We start from the raw sequence: 22945 nt of genomic DNA, 5'->3' as shown, positions 1-22945 counted from the left end.
CGATCGTGTTGTTTTGCACGGGAGTTGTCATGAAGTCAGCACTGATTGTGGAAGATCATCCGGTGGTTCGCTCCATGATCAAACTCGTACTCAAGGGCGAAGGATTCAAGCAAATTTACGAGGCCTCCCGTGGTGACGAGGTCCTGTCGTTGATCCGGGAACATCAACCGGATGTCGTGCTGCTTGATCTGGGCCTTCCCGGTGTGGCGGGGCTTGAGGTGATGGATCGCATCAAGGCCGAACCCCCCCGATGCCGCGTGGTGGTGTTCACCTCGCTGGAAGCGCAGTTTTATCAGGATCGCTGCATGCGTGCGGGGGCTGTGGCCTATGTTTCCAAGAGCAAGGACCTGGATGACCTGAAGGCGGCGGTAAATTCGGTGATGGCCGGCTACACCTATTTCGCTCAGATCCCTTCGAGTTCCGTGTCGATGGGGGAGTTGCAACGCAGTGAAAAGCAGCTGATCGACAAGCTCTCCAATCGTGAACTGACCATCCTGCAGTACCTGGCCCGGGGTTCGAAAAACCTGGAAATCGCCGAGATCATGCACCTGAGCTACAAGACCGTCAGTACCTACAAGACCCGACTGACCCTCAAGCTCAACATGAGTTCGTCGGTGCACTTGAGGGATTTCGCCCTGCGCAATCATTTGATCTGAATGAACGTACTCCGACGGCTGGCTGGTTGGGTGCTGACGGGCCTTCTTCTCTGGGCATCGACTGTCTGTGCGCAACAGTCGTTGACCTTGTTGGGACGCTCGAGTGCCGAAGGCCTGAGCGCCGGGTTGTCGGACACCGAGTTGCGCTGGCTGCAGCAAAAGGGCCGATTGGTGCTGGCCGTCTCGGCGCCGGACTATCCCCCCTTCGAGTTCAATACGGCGGGCAAGGTGTTCGAAGGCCTGACAGCCGATTACGCCGGGTTGCTCGAACAATTGTTGAACGTCGTCGTAGAGGTGCACTGTTATCCGTCGCGAGCCGACGCGGTGCAGGCCATCAAGGAAGGGCGGGCAGACCTGCTGGGAACGGCCAATCGATTTGAAGCCGAAGATCCACAGCTACAGATGTCCAGCGCCTACGCGGTCGATCAGCCGGTGCTTGTCACGCGTACCGATTTCCCTCCGGTGCTCGACCCGACCCTGGCCGGCAAGCGGTTGGTGATGCTGTATCACTACCTGCCCGAGTACAGCGTGCAACAGTTCTATTCCAGGGCGCAGGTCCAGTTGTTTCCCTCGACACTGGCGGCGATGGGGGCCGTGGCTTTCGGCCAGGCCGATGTCTACCTGGGCGATGCGATCAATGCCCATTATCTGATCAGCAAGAACTACCTGAACAACGTGCAACTGACCGACTTTTCGCCCATGGAGTCCGGTCGTTTTGCCTTTGCGATGGCCCGCGACGCCGATTCGCTGTTGCGCATCGTCAACAAGGCGCTGGCGGCCATCACCACCAATAAACAAATGAACATCCTGCGTCGTTGGGGGGCAAACGGGGTGTCTATCCCCGGCAGCCAGTCATTGCAATTGAGCGTGGCCGAACAGCTCTGGCTCGAGCGCCACCCGCGCGTGAGGGTCGCGATCAACGAAAATATCCCGCCGATTTCATTTATCGACAGCGAAGGCAAGTTTCGCGGCATCGGTGTCGATGTGCTGGCGAAAATCAGTGTGCGCACCGGGCTGCAATTTGACATCCGCGGCATGAAGTCGGTGGCCGAGATGATGGCCGGCATCAGGAATGGACAGATCGATGTGCTGGCCGGTATCGGCCTCAGTTCCCAGCGTGAAGATGAACTGCTGTTCACCCGGGCGTTTCTGAGCAGCCCTTCGGTACTGGTGATTCGCGTAGCCGCGGACAGCCCGAGGACGCTGGATGACATGGCGGGAAGGACGCTGGCGCTGACCCAAGGGAACATTGCCGGTGAGTACCTTCGCAAGCATTACCCGCTGATCCAGATGGTGGATGCGCCACTGTCGACGGACGCCATGGAAATGGTCGCCCAGGGCAAGGCCCACGGCGGCATCAACTCGTTGATCAGCGCCCGTTACCTGATTTCCCGGCAGTATCGCGATCGCCTGCAAGTGACCAGCACCGTGGGTACCGACCCTGCCCGAAGCACCCTTGCAACCAGTCGCGAGGCCACTGAGCTGCATTCGATCCTGGACAAGGCGCTGCTCAGCATCCCGCCCGAAGAAATCGACGAGCTGACCCAGCCCTGGCGCTATGACTCGATGGTCGAGCAGAGTTACTGGCTGCGACATCGGCAGGCGATCGTGCAGGCGTTTGCGCTGGCGGGTGTCTTGCTGTTGCTCGCGTTGGCCGGGATCGTCTGGCAGCGGCGGCAGATTCGCCAGCGTCAGCAATTGCTCGGGCAATTGCAGGAAGCCAAGGACGCGGCGGACGACGCCAACCGGGCCAAGACCACGTTCCTGGCCACCATGAGCCATGAGATCCGCACGCCGATGAACGCCTTGATCGGCATGCTCGAACTGGCGCTGAAGCGGGCCGATGAAGGGGTGACCGACCGCGCCGCCATCGAGGTGGCGTCCAACGCCGGGCAGCAGTTGCTGGATTTGATCGGCGACATTCTGGACGTCGCCCGGATCGAATCGGGGCATTTGTCGCTGGCACCGGAGCGGGTCAACCTGCATGCGCTGGTGGCGTCGGTCTGCCGGGTTTTCGAAGGGCTGGCGATTCAGAAGAATCTGCAATGGCGGGTCGATCTCGCCGAACACAGTGACCGCGATGTGATGCTCGATCCCGTGCGTTTCAAACAGGTGCTGTCCAATCTGCTGAGCAACGCCATCAAGTTCACCCATGAAGGCCAGGTGAGCCTGACACTGCGAGTGCGGCCGCAAGCTCCGGCGCATCTCGCCGTCAGCGTACGGATCGAAGACAGCGGCATCGGCATCAGCGCTTTCGACCAGCAACGCCTGTTCAGCCCGTTCGTGCAGGCCGATAACAATCAGCAGACTGCCCGGCAAGGGTCCGGCCTGGGCCTGGTGATCAGTCGTACCCTGTGCGAAATGATGGGCGGGCAGTTGCATCTCGACAGTGAGCCTGGGCGCGGCACGCGGGTGGACATCAGCCTGGTGCTGCCCGCCCTGCCAGCGTTGACCGCGGGGGAGGTGCCACGGGATTCGGCGCAGCTCACGACCCGGGCATTGTCAATCCTGGTGGTTGACGATTACCCGGCCAATCGCCTGCTGCTCTCGCGGCAGCTGAGCTATCTGGGCCACAGTGTGGTGCTGGCGGAGGACGGGGCGCAGGGGCTTGAACAGTGGCGCGGACAGAGTTTCGAACAGAGTTTCGAACTGGTCATTACCGATTGCAATATGCCGGTGCTCAGCGGTTACGAATTGGCCGGCGCGATACGTGAGCAAGAGCGGCTGCAGGGGCTGTCGCCGACGCTGATCCTGGGCTTTACCGCCAATGCGCAGGCTGAGGAGAAAGCCCGGTGTCAGGCGGCGGGCATGGACGATTGCCTGTTCAAGCCCATTCGCCTGGTGGATCTGCAGGCGTGGCTGGCCCAGCGGTTTTCCAGCGCACCCCCGGCGGCAAATGGTGTTCCAGGCTTGGCCGAGTTCGACTTGAGCGGGCTGGAGCGCTATGCGGATTCGGATCCTGAGCTGATCGATCAACTGCTGCACGATCTGGCGTTGACCAACCGCGAGGACCGCGTGCATTTGCTGGCCTTGCACACCAGCGGCAATCGCCCGGGTTTGCAGACACTCGCACACCGGATCAAGGGCGGGGCGCTGATGGTGCGAGCGCTTGGTCTGGTCGAGTGTTGCGAACGACTGGAGCACGCCTGCAATGACGGCCGCGCGACACTGATCGACGCCGCCGTCGACCAGTTGCAGCAAGCCATGGCCCGCCTGGACCAGCGTCTCGAGCAGGATTGAGGCTCAATCCCAGTTCGGTGCGATGCCTTTGGGGCTGGTCAAACGGTGGCCGTGATCCAGTGTTGCGATCAAGGCCATGTCGGCCTCGCTCAGGGTCAACCCGCGAGCCTTCAAGTTGCTTTCGAGGTTGGCCCGGCGAGTGGACGACGGGATCACCGAGTAACCCGATTGCATGGCCCACGCCAGGGTGACCTGAGCCGGCGTCGCTTGCAGGCGTTCGGCGATCTGCTGGATGAGCGGGTCCTTGAGGACTTCACCGTATGCCAGGGTCATGTAGGACGTGATGCCGATGCCCTGGCTCTGCGCGAACGCGACGACCTTGCGGTTTTGCAGGTACGGGTGCAGTTCGATCTGGTTCGTGGCGATGTGCTCGGCGCCGATGGCCGCAATCGCTTGCTGCATCAGGTCGAGGGTGAAGTTGGACACGCCGATCTGCCGGGTCAGGCCCATGCGTTTGGCTTCAAGCAGGGCGCCCATGAACTCTGCGACAGGCACTTGATCGTCCGGCGACGGCCAGTGGATCAGGGTCAGGTCCAGGTACTCGGTCTGCAGTTTGCCCAGGCTTTCCTTCAGGCTGTCGATCAGTCGATCGCCGGCCAGGTTGGCGACCCAGATCTTGCTGGTGATGAACAGCTCTTCCCGGGCGATGCCGCTGGCGGCGACAGCCTCGCCGACCTCGGCTTCGTTCTCGTAGATTTGCGCGGTATCGATCACCCGGTAACCGAGCGCCAGGGCGGTGCTCACCGAATCGATGACCACCTGGCCTTGCAGGCGAAACGTACCCAGGCCGAAGGCGGGAATGGACATTGATGACTCCAGAGGTTGCAGTGGGAATGGGCGGCAGTATCCGCGCCTGCATCCGTGAGAAAAACCGCTGGATTGGCAAAGCAATGTTTACCGTAAATCAAGAATCATCGGCAGGTTGCGGCATTGATGGTGTTTGTCCCGGCCTCATCGCGAGCAGGCTCGCTCCCACATTGGATCTGTATGCACTACAAATCCCCTGTGGGAGCGAGCTTGCTCGCGATAGCCATCACTCGGTCCAAACCCTTGCCCCGACCCTACGCAATATCACTGCGACTGAATTCCTCCCCGAGAAAATCAATCAACGTGCGCACCGACGGCAGCAAGCCGCGACGCGAAGGGAAGATCGCATGGATCACACCGCTCTTCGGTGCCCAGCCGGGCACCAGTTCCACCAGTTGCCCGGCAGCGATTTCATCGCGCACCACCACGCTGGGCAGGTGCACGATGCCGATCCCGGCGACCGCCGCATGGCGCAAGGCCAACAGGTCATCGGTGACCATGCGCGGGGCATGCCGGATCATCGCCGTGCTGCCATCGGCGCCGAACAGTTCCCACTGATATTCGCGCTGCGCCGCGCCCCAGTGAAGGCTCGGCAGGCCGCTGAGGTCGGCCGGGGAGGCCGGTGTCGACAGGCGCGATAGAAAGGCCGGGCTGCCGACCACGCTCTGGGTGCTGTTGCCCAGCACCTTCATCACCATGTCGGTGTTTTCCAGCGGAGGAAAGCGTACCCGCAGGGCAATGTCGAAGCCTTCGTGAATCAGGTCGACCCGGCGATTGGTGCTCTCGATGAACACTTCCACCAACGGGTACTTGAGCATGTAGCGGGTCAGCATCGGCCCGACCCAGGTGTTGAGCAGCGCCGTCGGACAACTGAGACGCACCATGCCCTGAGGCTCGGAGCGGTTGCGCTCGATCAGTTCGGCGGCGCTTTCCGCCTCCACCCGCATGGCCAGGCAGCGCTGGTAATAGGCCTGGCCGATTTCCGTCAATGAACAATGCCGGCTGGTGCGGTGCAGCAGGCGCACGCCTAGGCGTTCTTCAAGCTCGGCAATGCGTCGGCTGAGCTTCGACTTGGGCATGTCCAGTGCCCGGCCGGCCGCGGCGAAACCGTGATGCTCCACCACCTGGGTGAAGTAGTAGAGGGTGTTGAGGTCTTCCACCATCGTTCTCCAAATAGAACGCTAAAGCTGATTTTTGCAGTCTAGCGCAGCAAAGGTCACGGTTTTAAGCTTTGTCCATGGCTTCACCCCCCTCATCAGGAGACACCATGAAAAACATCATCGGTATCTACACCAGTCCACGGACCCATTGGGTTGGCGACGGTTTTCCGGTTCGCACGCTGTTTTCCTACGACAACCTGGGCAAACACATCAGCCCGTTCCTGTTGCTCGATCACGCCGGCCCCGCTGAATTCACCCCGACCACCGAGCGACGTGGCGTTGGTCAGCATCCTCATCGTGGTTTTGAAACCGTGACTATCGTTTACAAGGGCGAACTGGAGCACCGGGACTCCACCGGCAGCGGCGGCAAGATCGGCCCCGGCGATGTGCAATGGATGACCGCGGCCTCGGGGATCCTGCACGAAGAGTTTCACTCCGACGGTTTCGCCAAAAGCGGCGGCACCCTGGAGATGGTGCAACTGTGGGTCAACCTGCCGGCCAGGGACAAAATGGCCGACCCCGGCTACCAGACGATTCTCGATGCTGACATCCCGAACATCGCCTTGCAGGACAACGCCGGCAGCCTGCGCCTGATCGCCGGTGAGTTCGACGGCCACAAGGGCCCGGCACGTACCTTTACCCCGGTCGACCTGTGGGACATCCGTTTGAATGCCGGCAAGTCACTGACCCTGGACCTGCATGAAGGGCGCAACACCGCACTGGTGGTCTTGCGTGGCACGGTTCAGGTCAATGGCCTGGAACCGGTGCGCCAGGGGCAGTTGGCCCTGTTCGATCGCAAGGGCGATCAGATGACCCTCGAAGCCAGCGAAGACGCGGTGGTGTTGCTGCTCAGCGGCGAGCCGATCGACGAGCCGATCGTCGGTCACGGGCCATTCGTGATGAACACCGAGCAAGAAATCCACCAGGCCTTCGCCGACTTCCAGTCCGGCCGCTTCGGCCGGATGCACGCTTAATTCGCAGCGCTTCAACACCCGACTCTACACAGGATGAGTAGGCCGGTTTTCAGGCCAGGGATGGCTGTTGCCCAAAAGAAAGAGGAAACGCACATGAGTACTGTCTACGCGGCCAACTTCAACGGCCAGAAACCGACCATCGATCCCAACGACAGCGCGATGCTGTTGATCGATCACCAGAGCGGACTGTTCCAGATCGTCAAGGACATGGACGTGCCACAACTGCGCGCCAACGCCATTGCCCTGGCCAAGGCCGCAACCTTGCTGAAGATGCCAGTGATCACCACCGCTTCCGTTCCGCAAGGACCGAACGGGCCGTTGATCCCGGAAATTCACGAGGCCGCACCCCATGCGCAGTACGTGGCGCGCAAAGGCGAAATCAACGCCTGGGACAACCCGGAGTTTCACGCGGCGGTCAAAGCCACCGGCAAGAAAACCCTGGTGATCGCCGGCACCCTGACCAGCGTGTGCCTGGCGTTCCCGTCCATCGCTGCCGTGCATGAAGGCTACAAGGTGTTTGCGGTGGTCGACGCCTCAGGCAACCACTCGAAACTGGCCACTGACCTGACCGTTGCCCGCCTGGCCCAGGCCGGGGTGGTGCCGATCGACATCATGGCGACGCTCTCCGAGCTGCAAGGCTCGTGGAACCGCCCCGATGCCGAACAGTGGGCCGCTGTCTACGCCCAGGCCATGCCGCATTATCAATTGCTGATCGAGAGCTACCTCAAGGCCCAGCAAGTAGCGAACGAACACGAGGCGCTGGATTCCCAGCGCTAACCGGCTGCCCCACGCCGATCTCCAATCGGCATCGATAACCTGCGAGGATTACTGCAATGACCACTTCCTACAAGCGTCTGGACAAGGACAACGCCGCCGTTCTGCTGGTGGACCATCAGACCGGCCTGCTGTCACTGGTACGCGACATCGATCCTGATCGCTTCAAGAACAATGTGCTGGCCCTGGCCGACCTGGCCAAGTACTTCAAGCTGCCGACCATCCTCACCACCAGTTTCGAAACCGGCCCCAACGGCCCGCTGGTGCCCGAGCTCAAGGCGCAGTTCCCTGACGCGCCGTACATCGCTCGCCCTGGCCAGATCAACGCCTGGGACAACGAAGACTTCGTCAAGGCGATCAAGGCCACCGGCAAGAAACAACTGATCATCGCCGGCGTAGTGACCGAAGTCTGCGTGGCGTTCCCGGCACTGTCGGCGCTGGCCGAAGGCTTCGATGTGTTCGTGGTCACCGACGCGTCCGGCACCTTCAACGAACTGACCCGCGAATCGGCATGGAGCCGCATGACCGCCCAGGGCGCGCAATTGATGACCTGGTTCGGCCTGGCCTGTGAACTGCACCGCGACTGGCGCAACGATATCGAAGGGTTGGGCACGCTGTTCTCCAACCATATTCCGGACTACCGCAACCTGATGACCAGCTACAGCACGCTGACCAACAGCAAATAACTTCGGCACACGCATCCCCTCTGTGGGAGCGAGCCTGCTCGCGATGACGGAAGACCAGACACTGTTGCAGTGACTGTCAGTCCGCCTTCGCGAGCAGGCTCGCTCCCACATTTGTTTTTGTGGCGTTTGCAGAATCCCGCCAAATCAATTGCTCCTACACTAGTGCCAATCCATGCGATCTTCGCGTCATTGGCCCTGGATGGAGTTGCTTGATGTTGTCATTGCTCACTGAACACCCATTGATCTGCGCCATGGCGCTGATCCTGATCGATCTCGGGTTGTGGTATTTGCTCAGCGCCGCTGGCAGTGCCTGGCGGCTGCTGGTGCGGGTGGTGATTTTTTCGTTGTTCAGCCTCCTGTTGTTCAACGAAGGCCTGAACCCGATGGAGCCGCCGCCCTGGGCCGATAACGTGCCGCTGCACCTGGCCGCCACCGGCTTGCAGATCGGCTGGTGGTTGTTCGGTGCGCGGACCCTGACCGTGCTGATCGGCGCGGTGATGATGCAACGGGTCGGGCATACCGGGCGCTTGCTCCAGGATTTGCTCGGCGCGGTGATTTTCCTGATCGCGGTGATTGCGGCCCTGGCCTATGTGCTGGAACTGCCGGTCAAGGGCGTGCTGGCCACCTCCGGCGCGTTGGCGATCATCGTCGGCCTGGCGTTGCAAAGTACCCTCAGCGACGTGTTCTCCGGGATCGTCCTCAACACCACCAAGCCCTATCAACTGGATGACTACATCTCCATCGACGGCATGGAGGGCAAAGTGACCGACATCGACTGGCGCGCCACGCGCCTGCAGACTTCCCAAGGCTGCATGGCGGTGATTCCCAACTCCCTGGCGGCCAAGGCCAAGATCATCAATTTCAGCAGGCCGAACGACATGTTCGGTATCTCCGTATCCCTGGAAGTGAGCCCCCACGCGAGGCCGAACACGGTGATCGAAGCCTTGGAGCGGGCCATGCAAGGTTGCCGCTTTCTGCTGGAAACACCCTCGCCGAGCGTCGGCCTCAAAAGTGCCAGCAACACCGGTGTGGTCTACGAAATCAGCGGGTTTGTCGCGTCGATGGACGAGAAGCGTTCAGTGCGCAACCAGCTGTACGACCTGGCCTACCGGCACTTGCAGGCGTCCGGGGTGAATTTGTTGTCGAGCGTGGAACCCAGCCCGCCGATCAACTCGACACGCAAACGGGCGTTGCTGGACAGCTCGCCGATTTTCTCCACCTTGCGTCAGGAAGAGAAAGACACGTTCAGCCAGAACATGACCCTGCAAACCTTCCGCGCCGGTGAGGTGATCCTGGAAGCGGATGAGGTCAGCGATCACTTGTTCATTATCGAGTCCGGCGTGATCTCGGTGACCTTGATGCGTCACGGAACGCCCTACGAATCCGGACGCATGGGGCCGGGGGAGGTGATCGGCGAGGCGGGTATTCTCACCGACAGCGCGCTGCCGGCGCAGTTTACCGCCAAGACATTCTGTGGCCTGTACCGCATCGAAAAGTCCTACCTCAAGCCGTGCCTGGATGCCCGTCACGACATCAACGATGCGATGAAGGCCTTGCTCGATTACCGGCTGCAAAAAGCGAAAACCCTGACTCAGGACTTGCCGGTGACAGTGGCGAAAAAGGGCTTTTTGCAGTGGTTGCGCAATCGGGTTTGAGCTCGGTGGTGAATGGCCGCTGCGCGGATCGCGAGCAAGCTCGCTCCCACATTTGAGTGCATTTCCCTGTGGGAGCGAGCTTGCTCGCGATGACGGCAGTGAATTCACCAAAAGTGAAGAGTGAAACCCATCACACCCGCACCAATGGCCTCCTCGACTTCTGGAATATTGGCTATTTGTGTAGACCAGCCGAGGGACTAACGTAGCGACACACCTACTTGCCCTGGAGCACGTCATGCAATCCCGTATCGATTTCTACACTGCCAGCCCCGACGCCCTCAAGGCGATGATTGCCCTGGAAACCGCAGTGTCGAAGCTGCCGCTGGAAAAAAATCTGATTGAACTGGTCAAACTGCGCGCTTCGCAGATCAACGGCTGTGCCTTCTGCATCGACATGCACACCGCCGATGCGATCAAGGGTGGCGAAACCCCGCGTCGTCTGTTCGCCGTGACGGCCTGGCGCGAGGCGCCATTTTTCACCGAGCGTGAACGCGCTGCGCTGCTGTGGACCGAATCCCTGACCCAGCTCAGCCTGACCCATGCCCCGGATGAAGACTACGAAGTGGTCAGCGCACAGTTCACGCCCAAGGAAATGGTCGACCTGACCGTCGCCATCAGCACCATCAACAGCTGGAACCGCCTGGCGGTCGGCTTCCGTAAAACGCCTCAGGCCTGATGTTCAACAAACCGCCGATGCCTCAATGGGCATCGGCACTCGGCGCGGCCGGTGGTTGCACCTTGCGCATCAGGGGCACCATGGCCGTGGCGATGACGAAGCACACCCCGATCATCAGAAACGCGTCGCCATAGGTTTGTGTCTGGGCTTCGCGGTAGGTCAGCAACCAGAGTTGATGCAGGCTGGCGGTGACCCCGGCGTCACCGCTTTGGCCGAGGGCGGCGAAGTTGTTGCCGACCTGGGACAGCCATTGGTTGAGGGCCTCGTTGGTGCTGTTGAGGTTCTCCGCCAGCCGGGTGAAATGCAGGTTGGTGCGGTCGTTGAGAATGGTCGCACACGCTGCGATGCCGATAGCCCCACCCAGGTTACGCATCAGGTTGAACAGCCCCGAGGCGTGTTTGAGCCGCGCGGGCGCCAAGCCGCCGAGGGTCAGCGTCACCGCGGGCGGTACCGCCAGTTGCTGGGCAATCCCGCGAAAGGCTTGCGGCAACATCAACTCCCTGGCTCCCCAGTCATGGGTGATCGGGCTGAAATCCCACATCGATAACGCGAACAGCCCGAGGCCGGTCATCATGATCCAGCGCAGGTCGACGCGGTTGGCCAGAAAGGCATACAGTGGAATCGCCATGATCTGGAACACCCCGGTGGAGAAAACCGCCAGACCAATGTCCAGCGCACCGTAGCCACGCACCCGGCCGAGGAACAGCGGCGTCAGGTAAATGGTGGCGAACAGGCCGATGCCGGTGACGAACGAGAAGAAGCAGCCAAGGGCAAAATTGCGATCCTTCAGGGCGCGCAGATCGACTATCGGATTGGCCACATGCAGGGTCCGGCCGATGAACGCCAGCCCGGCCAGGCCGCTGATCCACGCGGTGGTCAGGATCGTGCGATCGCTGAACCAGTTCCAGCGCGGGCCTTCTTCGAGGGTGTATTCCAGGCAGCCGAGGAACAGTGCCAGAAACACCATGCTCAAGTAATCCGCGCCTTTGAGCAGCGACAGTTCCGGCTGGTCGATTTTCACCAGCATCGGCACGGCCACGGCGACAAAGATGCCGGGAACCAGGTTGATGTAGAACAGCCAGTGCCAGGACGAGATGTCGGTGATCCAGCCACCGATCACCGGCCCCAGTGTCGGTGCCAGGGACGCTACTGCGCCTATGGTCGCGGCGGCGATCACCCGTTGCTTGCCGGTGAAGAACACGAAGGCCGTGGTGAACACCATCGGGATCATCGAACCGCCAAGAAAGCCTTGCAGGGCGCGGAAGGCGATCATGCTCTGGATGTTCCAGGCCACGCCGCACAGCAGGCTGGTCAGGGTAAAGCCGACCGCCGATGCGCAAAACAGCCAGCGTGTGGAAAACACCCGGGACAACCAGCCCGACAGCGGAATCACGATGATCTCGGCGATCAGGTAACTGGTTTGCACCCACGCGGTTTCGTCGGTGCCGGCGGAGAGTCCGCCGCCGATGTCACGCAACGAGGCCGAGACAATCTGGATATCCAGCAGCGCAATGAACATGCCGATGCACATGCTGGCAAAGGCGAAGACCTTGGTGGCCGTCGCCATGTCCGCGGCATTGAACGGTTGCGCCGGGGCGGCGAGAGCGCGGCTCATGGCGCGCTGGCCACGGCTGGCGCATCAGGCGCCTTGCGCGTGTCCACTTCAGCGGTCACCGACAACCCTGGACGCAGGTGGCCGAGCACACTGTCGGCCGGGTCGAGGTGAATCCGCACCGGTACCCGCTGCACGATCTTGGTGAAGTTGCCGGTGGCGTTTTCCGGTGGCAACACACTGAATTGCGAACCGCTGGCGGGGGCGAGGCTGTCCAGGTGACCGTGGAACTCCTGCCCCGACAGCACGTCGGCACGGATCACCACCCGTTGCCCCGGCACCATGTGCGCCAGTTGGTCTTCCTTGAAGTTGGCGTCGACCCACAGGCCGCTGGCCGGCACTACCGAGAGCAATTGCGAGCCGGCCTGGGCATAGGCGCCGACCCGTGCCCGACGGTTGCCGATCACGCCGTCGACCGGTGCCTTCAGTTCGGTGTAGCCGACATTCAATTGCGCCAGATCGCGCTCGGCCCTGGCCTGGATCAAGGCGGCCCGGGCCTGTTGTTTCTGGGTGTCGATCACATTCAACTGGCGCTGAGCGGCCAGCAATTCCGCCTGGGCGCGGTTGCTTTGGGCCTGGGCCGTCTTGAACGTGGCATTGGCCCGCTGGGCGCTTTCCACCGAGACGGCGTTGGTGGACACCAGTTTTTTGTAGCGGGCATCGTCATCCCGCGAACGGGTGGCTTCGGCACCGGCGGCGTCGATGCCGGCACGGGCCTGGCCGATGACGGCCTGTTGCAGTTGTTCGGTGGCGTCGAGGTTGGCCAGCAAGGCTTCCTGGGCGGCCACTGCGCCTTCGGCCTTGGCCAGGTTGGCGCGGTAGTCGCGCGAATCGAGACGGATCAGCACATCGCCGGCCTTGACCTTCTGGTTATCGGTCACCAGCACTTCGTCGATATAACCCGCCACCTTTGGCCCGATCACCGTTACGTCACCGCCGATGTAGGCATCGTCGGTTTCTTCGATGAAACGCCCGGCCGTCCACCAATGCGCGCCGTACATCCCGGCCAATACCAACGCTGCGATGCCCATTGTTGGCAGAAGCAGGCGCTTGAGCAGGGGACGTTTTGCCGGTTGCGCCGGGGCGTCCAGATCGGGTTCAACGGTGGACATGCTCGTCATGGAGGGATACCTGTCAGGCGGCGTTTAATTATGATGCCTGTAATATGACGTATGTAATATTTTGTGGCAAATGGTTTTTGCTGCCGGTCGTCAGGTGGGTTGTTCCGAGAGAATGAGATTCTGTGTGCGCTAGAGAACCACTGTGGGAGCGAGCTTGCTCGCGATAGCGGTAGTCCAGTCAACAATGATGGTGCCTGACACGCCGCCATCGCGAGCAAGCTCGCTCCCACAGGGGATCGCGATTGGTTTACCGGAATGAAAAAGGCCGGTGATCTGCGCGATCACCGGCCTTTTTTGCGGCTATTGCTTAGACGCGTTCAAAAATCGCCGCAATCCCCTGGCCGCCACCGATGCACATGGTCACCAGCGCGTAACGGCCGCCGGTGCGGTGCAGTTCGTGGATGGCCTTGGTGGCGATGATTGCGCCGGTCGCGCCCACCGGGTGGCCCAGGGCGATGCCCGAACCGTTCGGGTTGACCTTGGCCGGGTCGAGGTCCAGTTCCTGGCTGACGGCGCAGGCCTGGGCGGCGAAGGCGATGTTGGCTTCGATCACGTCGAGGTCGGCGACGGTCAGGCCGGCGCGCTTGAGTGCCAGGCGGGTGGCCGGGATCGGGCCCAGCCCCATGAATTCCGGTTCGACGCCGGCGTGGGCGTAGCTGACCAGGCGGGCCAGTGGCTTCAGGTTGTTGGCCTGGACCGCGTTGCCGCTGGCCATGACCAGCGCGGCGGCGCCGTCGTTCAGGCCCGAGGCGTTGCCGGCGGTGACCGAACCGTCCTTCTTGAACGCCGGCTTCATGGCTGCCAGTTGTTCCAGGGACGTGGCGCGCGGGTGTTCGTCGACGCTGAACAGTTTGACGCCTTTGCGATCCTGGATTTCCACGGTCGCGATCTGCTCGCTGAAGTAGCCGTTGGCAATCGCGTGGGCCGCGCGATTCTGGTCTTCCAGGGCCAGGGCGTCCTGCATTTCGCGGGTGATGCCGTTGCGCGCGGCGACGTTTTCGGCGGTGATGCCCATGTGGATGCCATGGAAGGGGTCATGCAGGATGCCGAGCATGTAGTCGATGACCTGGGCGTTGCCCATGCGCGAACCCCAACGGGCCGAAGGCATCAGGTAGGGGCCGCGGCTCATGGATTCGGCACCGGCGCCGACGACGATGTCGGCATCGCCGAGCATCAGGGTCTGGGCGGCGTTGATGATCGCTTGCAGGCCCGAACCACACAGGCGGTTGACGTTGTAGGCCGGGGTTTCCTTCGGGATGCCGGCGTTGATCGCCGCGACGCGGGAGATGTAGGCGTCGCGGGTATCGGTCGGGATCACGTTGCCCATCACCAGATGGCCGACGAGCGCCGGGTCCACGGCGGCTCGTTCCAGGGCGGCTTTCACGGCCGTGGTCGCGAGGTCGGCCAGGGGCACGTCCTTGAGCGAACCACCGAATGTACCGATGGCGGTACGGGCGGCGCTGACGACGTAGATTTCCGGAGTGTTCATGGCTGGTTTCCTTTCGGTGGATTCTTGTCTGTACTGCGATTGAGCAGGGCGTTCAAGGCGGTTTTCGCCTCGTCGGTGTTCAGGCGCTGGATGAACAGCGTGTTTTCTTCGCGCAGGGTGGCTTCCAGTTCCGGCAACGTCGCCTGTTTCATCAATTTCCGGGACTGGCGCAAGGCCTCCTGGGGCAAGGCCAAAAAGCGTTGGGCGATTTTTCTGGCCGCTGCCAGACATTGCTCGCCATCGTCGAAGGCTTCGTTGGCGATGCCCCAGTTCACCGCTTCGTTGCCGTCCAGGCCGTTGCCCAGCAGGAGCAGGCTCGCGGCGCGGGCGTGGCCGAGCCGGCGGGGCAGCAACAGGCTGGCACCGAATTCGGGGCACAGGCCGATGTTGACGAACGGCATGCGCAGCTTGGCGTTGCGGGTGACCAGCACCTGATCGCAATGCAGCAACAAGGTGGTGCCGATGCCGATGGCCGCCCCGCAGACTGCCGCGATCAGCGGCTTTTGCAGGCGCGTGACGACTTTCATCAGGCGAAACGCCGGGGCGTCCAGATGCGTCGGCGGATTCTGGAGGAAATCCACCAGGTCATTGCCACTGGTGAAGCAGGCCGGGCCGCCGGTGAGGATGATCACGCCGGTCTGCGGGTCTTCGTCGGCGGCCAGCAACAACTCGGCCAGTTGCGTGTACATGGCGTTGTTCAGCGCGTTGAGCTTGTCCGGTCGGTCGATGGTCAGCGTCAACACGCCGTCGCGTTGCTCGTGTTTGATCAAATCTGTCATCGCAGGCTCCGCAGGGTCGGTTCAGGCTGCCACTTTAAGCGCCGGACAAATCCCGATCTATGGCAAAACGGGTCAACTGCGCTGCCGCTTTTTGCCATGCCGGTGTGCCAAAAACGACACACACCCATTCGGGGTATGGTTCCGCCCGGCCAATCGACCAATAGTGGAGGCATCCGCTCATCCAGAGCCGAACTCGCTATAAGGTGCATTTGCTATGGGCAAGACACTGCTTAAGGTGATTTCCAGTCTGTTTGTTGTACCGCTGACCTTTCATGCCTACGCCGCACAAGTGGACGAGAACAATACGCTGCGGCTGTATAACTGGGCGGATTACATCGGTGAAAAAACCATCGCCGACTTCGAAAAGGCCACCGGTATCAAGGTGGTCTACGACACCTTCGACTCTTATGAAACGGTACAGGCCAAGTTGCTCACCGGCCATTCCGGTTATGACCTGATCGTGTTGAACGCCTCGCTCGCGCCACCCCTGATCAAGGCCAAGGTGTTCCAGCCACTGGACAAAAAACAGCTGCCGGGCTGGAGCAACCTCGACCCGCAAATCCTCGAGGATCTGCAAGGCTATGACCCCGGCACCCAGTACTCGGCGCCCTACACCTGGGGCAGCAACGGCGTGACCTACAACGTCGACAAGATCAAGGAACGCATGCCGGACGCGCCGATCGGTTCGCTGGCGATGATCTTCGATCCGAAGATCGTCTCGCGCTTCGCCGACTGTGGCGTGACCCTGCTCGATGCGCCGACCGAAGTCATCCCCATGGCCTTGACGTATCTGGGACGCGACCCGAGAAGCGCCGCGCCGGAGGATTTGAAGGCCGCCCAGGACTTGCTGTTGTCGGTGCGGCCCTACATCCGCAAATTCGACTCGGTCAATTACCTGACCAGCCTGCCCAACGGCGATGTGTGCATGGCCATGACCTGGTCCGGCGATTACGCCACGGCCATGGCCCGCGCGGCAGAAGCCAAGAAGCAGATCAACCTGGCGTACTTCATCCCCAAGGAAGGCTCGCTGATCTGGTTCGACAACCTGTACATCCCGGCCGATGCGACGCACGTCGCCAATGCGCACAAATTCCTGGAATACCTGATGCAGCCGCAGGTGATGGCGGATGTGAGTGACTACATCAATTACGCCAACAGTAACGCAGCGGCCACGCCCCTGTTGAACGCCGAAGTGCGCGACAACCCGGCGATCTACCCCGATGCACAGACCCGCAAGCGCCTGTTCCCGCAGAAGACCCAGGACGCCAAGGACATGCGGGCGATTACCCGGGTCTGGAGCACCGTGAAAAGCGGCATCTGATTTGTTCGATCGTTAGTCATTTCGGTTAGAGGTTTATTTATGGCGACGCCAACACGCAGCGTTTTTTCCCCAGCGGACGAGTCCCGGCTGGTCAAGGCCGACAAGGCCCATCACATGCACGGCTACCACATGTTCGACGAACACGCCGAGCAAGGCTCGTTGAACATCGTTGCCGGCGATGGCGCCTACATCTACGACACCCAGGGCAACCGCTTTCTCGATGCGGTGGGCGGCATGTGGTGCACCAACATCGGCCTGGGCCGCGAGGAAATGGCCGAGGCCATCGCCGACCAGGTGCGCCAGCTGGCCTATTCGAACCCGTTTTCCGACATGTCGAACAACGTGGCGATTCAGCTGTGCGAAAAACTCGCCAGCTTGGCCCCCGGTGACCTCGACCATGTGTTCCTGACCACCGGCGGCTCCACCGCCGTGGACACTGCTTACCGGCTGATCCAGTACTACCAGAACTGCCGCGGCAAGCCGGAAAAGAAGCACGTCATCGCCCGGTTCAACGCCTATCACGGCTCCACCACCCTGACCATGTCGATCGGCAACAAGGCCGCCGACCGGGTGCCGGAGTTCGATTACGCCAACCCACTGATCCACCACGTCTCCAACCCGAACCCGTACCGCGCGCCGGACGGCATGGACGAGGCGCAGTTCCTCGAGTTCCTGGTCAAGGAATTCGAAGACAAGATCCTGGCCATCGGCGCGGACAAGGTCGCCGGTTTCTTTGCCGAACCGATCATGGGCTCGGGCGGGGTGATCATTCCGCCCCAGGGCTACCTCAAGCGCATGTGGGACGTCTGCCAGCGCTACGACATCCTGTTCGTCGCCGACGAAGTGGTGACCTCGTTCGGGCGCCTCGGCAAGTTCTTCGCTTCCTGGGACGTGTTCGACGTGCAGCCCGACATCATCACCACCGCCAAGGGCCTGACCTCGGCTTACTTGCCGCTGGGCGCGTGCATCTTTTCCGAGCGCATCTGGAAGGTCATCGCCGAGCCGGGCAAGGGCCGCTGCTTCACCCACGGCTTCACCTACAGCGGCCACCCGGTGTGCTGCACGGCGGCGCTGAAGAACATCGAAATCATCGAGCGGGAAAACCTGCTGGCCCATGTCGACACGGTGGGGGCCTATCTGGAAGAACGCCTGGCAACCCTGCGCGACTTGCCGCTGGTGGGGGATGTGCGCTGCCAGAAACTCATGGCCTGCGTGGAGTTCGTCGCCGATAAACGCACCAAGGCGCTGTTCCCCGACGAGATCAACATCGGCGAGAAGATCCACGTGCGGGCGCAGGCCCGGGGTTTGCTGGTGCGGCCGATCATGCACCTCAACGTGATGTCGCCACCGTTGATCCTGACGTTTGCCCAGGTCGATGAAATCGTCGAGACCTTGCGCGATTGCATTCTGGAAGTGGCGGCCGAGCTTGAGCAGAGCGGCCAGTACTTCGGCCAATGAACTCGCTGAACAGGCTTTTACCAAGGGCCTGCTCACCCGCTAGACTGCGGGGCATGAGCAAACCAGACGACGATACGCTGATCGCGATGCCCTTCGGGGCGTTGCACAAATGGCATGGGGGAATGCGCGAGGCATTCGCCCATGTCGATGAGCCTGACGCCCTGCAATACCTGGCGTCAGCGTTGGCGCAGCTGGTGTCCGTCGAGTCGATGATGATCAGCCTGGAGCGCAAGGACCGCGCACCACAGCTGCTGCATCAGCGCGGGATTGCCCAGGAGTATCAGGTCTCGATTCTTGAGCGCTATTTTTCCGGGGGCTATTTGCTCGACCCGTTCTGCCTGGCGGTGGAGCAGGGGTTGGCGCAAGGCTTCTATCACCTGGAGGAAATCGCCCCGGACAACTTCTTCGACAGTGACTACTACAAATCCTATTACCTGAAGGCGGGCTGTTCGGAAGACAGCTACTACATCGTCGATACCGGCAATGACACGAAGATTTCCGTCAGCCTCTATCAGGGGTTCGGCGGTGAATGCCTGAGCGACGAACAGTTGAACCTGCTGCGAGCCGTCGAACCGCTGGTGCGTGAGTTCATCAGCGAATTCAGCCAGCGTGGACTGCTGCGCAGTGCCGGGATCGAGCGTGATGACGAGCAAGGCATGCGCGACGATCTCAAGCATCGGGTGCAGGCGGCGTTCGAAAACTTCGGTTGTGAATTGCTCACCGAGCGCGAGCGGGAAGTGGCGCACATGGTGCTGCGCGGGCATTCGGTGAAGTCCACGGCCAGCCAGATGAACATCTCACCGGAAACCGTACGCATGCACCGCAAGAACCTGTACCTGAAGCTGGAGGTGGGTTCGCAGTCGGAGTTGTTTGCGCTGTTTATCGAGTGGTTGCGCAGCCACTGACTTTTCAGATTTCCCAATAACCTGTAGGAGCGAGCTTGCTCGCGATGGCGATCTGTCAGGACCCTTGATGTTGACTGACACTCCGTCATCGCGAGCAGGCTCGCTCCCACAGTTGTAAATGGTTGACCTCAGATTTTTCGACCAACCCAGAACCCTGTGGGAGCGAGCCTGCTCGCGATAGCGATCTGTCAGGATCATTGATGTTGACTGACCCGACGTCATCGCGAGCAGGCTCGCTCCTACAGGTGTTGCGTCAGTCTTCGCGTTTTACGACCAAGGTGAGAATGTCATAACTCGCCACCAGCTCACCCAACTGGTTGGTGACCTCCACATCCCACGCCACCACCCCTTGCGGAATCCCCTGCGGGCTCTTCTTGCCCTGGTCGATCTTGCGTTTGCAGGTCAGGCGCGCCTGGATGGTGTCGCCGATGCCCACCGGGTTGATGAAGCGCAGGGTGTCCAGGCCGTAGTTGGCCAGCACCGGGCCGACGCCGGGGGATACGAACAACCCGGCCGCCGCCGACAGTACGAAGTAACCGTGGGCGATGCGCTTGCCGAATTGCGACTCCTTGGCCGCGATGTCATCGAAGTGCATGTAGAAGTGGTCGCCCGACAGGCAGCCGAAGTTCACCAGGTCCGCTTCGGTGACGGTGCGGCGGTGAGTCAGCAGCGACTCGCCGATCTGCAGGTCCTGGAAATGGCGACGGAACGGATGCACGTCGGTTTCGATGACCTTGGCGCCGCGCACGTATTCGCCGGTGACCGCCGCCAGCATGGTTGGCGAACCTTGCACCGCCGCACGTTGCAGGTAGTGTTTCACCGCGCGCAGGCCGCCGAGTTCTTCACCGCCGCCGGCTCGGCCCGGGCCACCGTGCTTGAGTTGTGGCAGCGGCGAGCCGTGACCGGTGGATTCGCCGGCGCAGTGGCGATCCAGCACCAGCAGGCGCCCGTGCCAGGCCGCCGCCACCGGAATCGCCTTGGCAGCGATCTGCGGATCCTTGGTCACCAGGCTGGCCACCAGGCTGCCTTTGCCGCGCGCGGCCAGGGCCAGGGCTTCGTCGAGATCGTCGTAGGCCATCAGGGTGCTGACCGGGCCGAACGCTTCGATGTCATGGGCACCGCCCTCGGCATGCGGGTCACGGGCCTGAAGCAGGGTCGGGGCGAAGAAAGCGCCCTTGTCGACATTTTCACCACGCGGTTCGAAACCGTCGCGGGCGCCGAACAGCATGTCGCTGCTCTGCAACAGGGCTTCCAGGCGCTCGGCCACGTCCTTCTGCTGGTCGTGGGAAGCCAGTGCGCCCATGCGCACGCCTTCCACCGACGGGTCGCCGACCACCACTTTGGCCAGGCGATCACGCAGTCGGGTAGCGACTGCGTCGATGTGTTTGGCCGGCACGATGGCGCGGCGGATGGCGGTGCATTTCTGCCCGGCCTTGGTGGTCATTTCCCGGGCGACTTCCTTGATGAACAGCTCGAATTCTTCGTCGTCCGGGGTCACGTCCGGGGCGAGGATCGCGCAGTTCAGCGAGTCGGCTTCGGCGGTGAACGGCACCGAGTTGCGGATCAGGTTCGGGTTGACCCGCAGCTTGGCTGCGGTGTCGGCAGAACCGGTGAAGGTCACCACGTCCTGGCCCTGCAGGCGGTCGAGCAGATCGCCGGTGCCGCCGATGATCAGTTGCAGGCTGCCCGCCGGGAGCAGGCCGGATTCATCCATCAGGCGCACCACGGCTTCGGTCAGGTAGCTGGTGGCGCTGGCCGGTTTGACGATGCACGGCATGCCGGCGAGGAAGCTCGGCGCGAACTTCTCCAGCATGCCCCAGATCGGGAAATTGAAGGCATTGATGTGCACGGCCACGCCACCGCGCGGCACGAGGATGTGGGTACCGGCGAAGGTGCCCATTTTGCTCAGTTGCAGCGCCGGGCCTTCGTGGACGACGTTGCCCGACGGCAGCTCCCGCGAACCGAGGCTGGCATAGGTGAACAGCGTGCTGTTGCCGCCCTCGATGTCGATCCAGCTGTCGGCACGGGTCGCGCCGCTGTGGTGGGAGATCGCGTAGAGCTGTTCCTTGCGCTCGCTCAGGTACAGGGCCAGGGCCTTGAGACGCTGGGCGCGCTGCTGGAAGTCCAGCGCCATCAAGCCGCTGATGCCCTGGCGACGGCCGTGCTCGATGGCTTCGGCGAAGTCCGGGCGTTCTTCATGGGTACGGGCGATTTCATGGCCGTCGATGGCGCTGCGCAGGATTTGTGCGCCGTGTTGGCCGATCCAGCGACCGGCGATGAAGCTTTGCAGAGTTGCAGGTGAAGAGGACATCACGATTGCTCCAGGTGATGAAGGGTTGTGGCGCGGCCGCGACCGCGCCCTTTCGGAATTACCAAAGCGCCAGGGTGTAACCGACGATCAAGCGGTTCTCATCGAGGTCGGTCGTCAAGCCATTGCCGGAACGGAAGGTCACGTTGCGCCAGCGCAGGCTGACGTTTTTCAACACACCGCTCTGGATGACGTAGCTGATATCGGTGTCGCGCTCCCATTCGCGACCGTTGTCGACGCTGCCCGCCTTGACGTGGCTGCCATCGGTGTAACGGGTCATGAAGGTCAGGCCGGGAATGCCTTGCGCCGCGAAGTCATAGTCGTAACGCAGCTGCCAGGAATCCTCCTCGGCGCGGGTAAAGGTGTTGAACGTCACCAGGTTGACCACGTAGGGGTCACCGCCGTTGAGGAACGGAAAGGCGCTGTCGCCGGACAGTTGCTGGTAGGCGGCACTGACCTTGTGGGCGCCGTGGGACACCATGAACATGCTGTTGAAGTTGCGGTTGTCGATACGCCCGGCGCGCTCGGCACCGTCGCCCCGGCTGTCGAAGTAGCGCACATCGCTGCGCAGGTTGAAGCCGTTGCCCAGCGCTTGCGTATGCAGCAGTCCGGCGAATTGCTGGCGATAGATCTGGTCGAGCTTGCCGTAGTAGTAGCTCAGGTTCAGTTGCGGACTGAACGCATAGCTGCCACCACCGAAGTCGAAGTGATCGCTGGTGGCGGCGCCGTAGCCGATGTCATCGTTGCTGGAGGAGTCGCGCAGGTTGGCCTTGGTCAGGCGTCCGGCATTCACCGTCAGGCCGTCGATTTCCTGGCTGGTCAGCAAGCCACCTTCAAAGGTCGAACCCAGCAGGCGCGTGTCGTTGTAAGTGGCCACGGGCAACATGGGCTGCAAGGTGCCGAGTTTCAACACGCTTTTGGATACTTTCAATTTGCCGGTCAGGCCCAGTTCGCTGTACTCGTCGTCGGGCTCATGGCTCTGCGGGCCAAACGGCAACAGCCCGGTGCCACGGCGATCCGGGCTGGAGTCGAGCTTCAGCCCCAGTTCCCCCAATGCGTCGAGACCGAAACCGAAGGTGCCGTCGGTGAATCCGGATTCGACGCGCGCAGTGAAACCCTGGGCCCATTCCTCGGCCTTCGATTGCGGCGCGTTGTGCTGACGGAAGTCGCGGTTGATGTAGTGGTTGCGCATATCGATGCGGGCCTTGCTGTCGCCGATGAAGTCGGCCATGGCGCTCGGCGCGAACATGGGCAGGCTTAATGCGGCGGCCAGCGAAAACAGCGATTCACGAGATGCGTTACGTGCGGGCTTCATTATTTTTAT

General features: G+C 61.8%; 18 protein-coding genes. 10 read left to right on the top strand and 8 right to left on the bottom strand.

Going from position 1 to position 22945, the window contains the following annotated elements:
• Positions 1-29 precede the first annotated feature (29 nt).
• The gene (locus CD175_RS05475; RefSeq protein ID WP_104447982.1) at positions 30-656 is read left to right on the top strand and encodes a response regulator transcription factor; all 627 of its coding nucleotides are present in this window, start codon (positions 30-32) and stop codon (positions 654-656) included.
• Positions 657-3896, top strand: coding sequence for a transporter substrate-binding domain-containing protein (locus CD175_RS05470; RefSeq protein ID WP_104447981.1), 3240 nt, complete (start codon positions 657-659; stop codon positions 3894-3896).
• Positions 3897-3899: 3 nt separating this feature from the next.
• Here the strand turns inward: CD175_RS05470 and dkgB are convergent, their stop codons facing one another.
• Together dkgB and CD175_RS05460 are read right to left on the bottom strand one after the other, a co-directional pair.
• Entirely contained in the window at positions 3900-4703 is an 804-nt protein-coding gene (gene dkgB / locus CD175_RS05465) for a 2,5-didehydrogluconate reductase DkgB (protein WP_104447980.1), read from the bottom strand.
• 254 nt (positions 4704-4957) lie between these two features.
• Positions 4958-5866, bottom strand: coding sequence for a LysR family transcriptional regulator (locus CD175_RS05460; protein ID WP_104447979.1), 909 nt, complete (start codon positions 5864-5866; stop codon positions 4958-4960).
• 104 nt (positions 5867-5970) lie between these two features.
• Between CD175_RS05460 and CD175_RS05455 the strand changes: the two genes are divergently transcribed.
• The 5 genes from CD175_RS05455 to CD175_RS05435 all read left to right on the top strand — a co-directional run bounded on the left by CD175_RS05455 (position 5971) and on the right by CD175_RS05435 (position 10628).
• Positions 5971-6837 carry a pirin family protein gene (locus CD175_RS05455; protein WP_104447978.1) on the top strand — a complete coding sequence of 289 codons (867 nt, stop codon included), beginning with the start codon at positions 5971-5973 and terminating at the stop codon, positions 6835-6837.
• Between the two features lie 93 nt (positions 6838-6930).
• Positions 6931-7614, top strand: a complete 684-nt coding sequence (locus tag CD175_RS05450) for an isochorismatase family protein (RefSeq protein ID WP_007977982.1) — start codon at positions 6931-6933, stop codon at positions 7612-7614.
• Positions 7615-7670: 56 nt separating this feature from the next.
• Positions 7671-8297, top strand: a complete 627-nt coding sequence (gene ycaC / locus CD175_RS05445; RefSeq protein ID WP_007977984.1) for an isochorismate family cysteine hydrolase YcaC — start codon at positions 7671-7673, stop codon at positions 8295-8297.
• Positions 8298-8509: 212 nt separating this feature from the next.
• On the top strand, positions 8510-9952 hold the full coding sequence (locus CD175_RS05440) for a mechanosensitive ion channel domain-containing protein (RefSeq protein ID WP_104447977.1): 1443 nt from the start codon (positions 8510-8512) through the stop codon (positions 9950-9952).
• A gap of 235 nt (positions 9953-10187) precedes the next feature.
• Positions 10188-10628 (top strand): carboxymuconolactone decarboxylase family protein, encoded by a 441-nt coding sequence (locus CD175_RS05435; RefSeq protein ID WP_104447976.1) that lies wholly within the window; start codon positions 10188-10190, stop codon positions 10626-10628.
• Positions 10629-10650: 22 nt separating this feature from the next.
• Here the strand turns inward: CD175_RS05435 and CD175_RS05430 are convergent, their stop codons facing one another.
• The 4 genes from CD175_RS05430 to CD175_RS05415 form a co-directional block, all read right to left on the bottom strand.
• Positions 10651-12243: a DHA2 family efflux MFS transporter permease subunit gene (locus CD175_RS05430; RefSeq protein ID WP_104447975.1), complete on the bottom strand. Its 1593-nt coding sequence runs from the start codon at positions 12241-12243 to the stop codon at positions 10651-10653.
• Entirely contained in the window at positions 12240-13361 is a 1122-nt protein-coding gene (locus tag CD175_RS05425; protein ID WP_104447974.1) for an HlyD family secretion protein, read from the bottom strand. The genes CD175_RS05430 and CD175_RS05425 overlap by 4 nt, the downstream gene beginning before the upstream one ends.
• A 307-nt stretch (positions 13362-13668) precedes the next feature.
• On the bottom strand, positions 13669-14850 hold the full coding sequence (locus CD175_RS05420) for an acetyl-CoA C-acyltransferase family protein (protein ID WP_102699250.1): 1182 nt from the start codon (positions 14848-14850) through the stop codon (positions 13669-13671).
• A complete protein-coding gene (locus CD175_RS05415; protein ID WP_104447973.1) occupies positions 14847-15629 on the bottom strand; it encodes an enoyl-CoA hydratase-related protein in 783 nt (260 codons plus the stop codon). Before CD175_RS05415 ends, CD175_RS05420 begins: the two co-directional genes overlap by 4 nt.
• A 214-nt stretch (positions 15630-15843) precedes the next feature.
• On the opposite strand from CD175_RS05415, the gene CD175_RS05410 reads away from it, so the two are divergent.
• The 3 genes from CD175_RS05410 to CD175_RS05400 are packed head-to-tail and all read left to right on the top strand — an operon-like array spanning position 15844 to position 19313.
• Positions 15844-16950: a polyamine ABC transporter substrate-binding protein gene (locus CD175_RS05410; RefSeq protein WP_104447972.1), complete on the top strand. Its 1107-nt coding sequence runs from the start codon at positions 15844-15846 to the stop codon at positions 16948-16950.
• Between the two features lie 39 nt (positions 16951-16989).
• Positions 16990-18408 (top strand): aminotransferase, encoded by a 1419-nt coding sequence (locus CD175_RS05405; RefSeq protein WP_104447971.1) that lies wholly within the window; start codon positions 16990-16992, stop codon positions 18406-18408.
• The gene (locus tag CD175_RS05400; RefSeq protein ID WP_104447970.1) at positions 18405-19313 is read left to right on the top strand and encodes a helix-turn-helix transcriptional regulator; all 909 of its coding nucleotides are present in this window, start codon (positions 18405-18407) and stop codon (positions 19311-19313) included. The genes CD175_RS05405 and CD175_RS05400 overlap by 4 nt, the downstream gene beginning before the upstream one ends.
• Before the next feature lie 253 nt (positions 19314-19566).
• Here the strand turns inward: CD175_RS05400 and paaZ are convergent, their stop codons facing one another.
• Both paaZ and CD175_RS05390 read right to left on the bottom strand, forming a co-directional pair.
• The gene (gene paaZ, locus CD175_RS05395; protein ID WP_104447969.1) at positions 19567-21624 is read right to left on the bottom strand and encodes a phenylacetic acid degradation bifunctional protein PaaZ; all 2058 of its coding nucleotides are present in this window, start codon (positions 21622-21624) and stop codon (positions 19567-19569) included.
• Between the two features lie 58 nt (positions 21625-21682).
• Positions 21683-22936 carry an OprD family porin gene (locus CD175_RS05390; protein WP_104447968.1) on the bottom strand — a complete coding sequence of 418 codons (1254 nt, stop codon included), beginning with the start codon at positions 22934-22936 and terminating at the stop codon, positions 21683-21685.
• Positions 22937-22945 lie beyond the last annotated feature (9 nt).

Origin of the sequence: Pseudomonas laurylsulfatiphila (genome assembly GCF_002934665.1) — a bacterium.
Taxonomy (GTDB): domain Bacteria; phylum Pseudomonadota; class Gammaproteobacteria; order Pseudomonadales; family Pseudomonadaceae; genus Aquipseudomonas; species Aquipseudomonas laurylsulfatiphila.
The sequence above is the reverse complement of the archived record's forward strand: the minus strand, read 5'-3'. Positions and strand labels throughout refer to the sequence as shown.

Bases quoted from the DNA above. Each gene is read 5' to 3' on its own strand.
- CD175_RS05460 (WP_104447979.1), bottom strand. From the start codon at position 5,866: ATGGTGGAAGACCTCAACACCCTCTACTACTTCACCCAGGTGGTGGAG.
- CD175_RS05400 (WP_104447970.1), top strand. From the start codon at position 18,405: ATGAACTCGCTGAACAGGCTTTTACCAAGGGCCTGCTCACCCGCTAGA.
- CD175_RS05415 (WP_104447973.1), bottom strand. From the start codon at position 15,629: ATGACAGATTTGATCAAACACGAGCAACGCGACGGCGTGTTGACGCTG.
- ycaC (WP_007977984.1), top strand. From the start codon at position 7,671: ATGACCACTTCCTACAAGCGTCTGGACAAGGACAACGCCGCCGTTCTG.
- CD175_RS05430 (WP_104447975.1), bottom strand. From the start codon at position 12,243: ATGAGCCGCGCTCTCGCCGCCCCGGCGCAACCGTTCAATGCCGCGGAC.
- CD175_RS05455 (WP_104447978.1), top strand. From the start codon at position 5,971: ATGAAAAACATCATCGGTATCTACACCAGTCCACGGACCCATTGGGTT.
- CD175_RS05435 (WP_104447976.1), top strand. From the start codon at position 10,188: ATGCAATCCCGTATCGATTTCTACACTGCCAGCCCCGACGCCCTCAAG.
- dkgB (WP_104447980.1), bottom strand. From the start codon at position 4,703: ATGTCCATTCCCGCCTTCGGCCTGGGTACGTTTCGCCTGCAAGGCCAG.
- CD175_RS05405 (WP_104447971.1), top strand. From the start codon at position 16,990: ATGGCGACGCCAACACGCAGCGTTTTTTCCCCAGCGGACGAGTCCCGG.
- CD175_RS05470 (WP_104447981.1), top strand. From the start codon at position 657: ATGAACGTACTCCGACGGCTGGCTGGTTGGGTGCTGACGGGCCTTCTT.
- CD175_RS05420 (WP_102699250.1), bottom strand. From the start codon at position 14,850: ATGAACACTCCGGAAATCTACGTCGTCAGCGCCGCCCGTACCGCCATC.
- CD175_RS05425 (WP_104447974.1), bottom strand. From the start codon at position 13,361: ATGACGAGCATGTCCACCGTTGAACCCGATCTGGACGCCCCGGCGCAA.
- CD175_RS05440 (WP_104447977.1), top strand. From the start codon at position 8,510: ATGTTGTCATTGCTCACTGAACACCCATTGATCTGCGCCATGGCGCTG.
- CD175_RS05450 (WP_007977982.1), top strand. From the start codon at position 6,931: ATGAGTACTGTCTACGCGGCCAACTTCAACGGCCAGAAACCGACCATC.
- CD175_RS05390 (WP_104447968.1), bottom strand. From the start codon at position 22,936: ATGAAGCCCGCACGTAACGCATCTCGTGAATCGCTGTTTTCGCTGGCC.
- paaZ (WP_104447969.1), bottom strand. From the start codon at position 21,624: ATGTCCTCTTCACCTGCAACTCTGCAAAGCTTCATCGCCGGTCGCTGG.
- CD175_RS05410 (WP_104447972.1), top strand. From the start codon at position 15,844: ATGGGCAAGACACTGCTTAAGGTGATTTCCAGTCTGTTTGTTGTACCG.
- CD175_RS05475 (WP_104447982.1), top strand. From the start codon at position 30: ATGAAGTCAGCACTGATTGTGGAAGATCATCCGGTGGTTCGCTCCATG.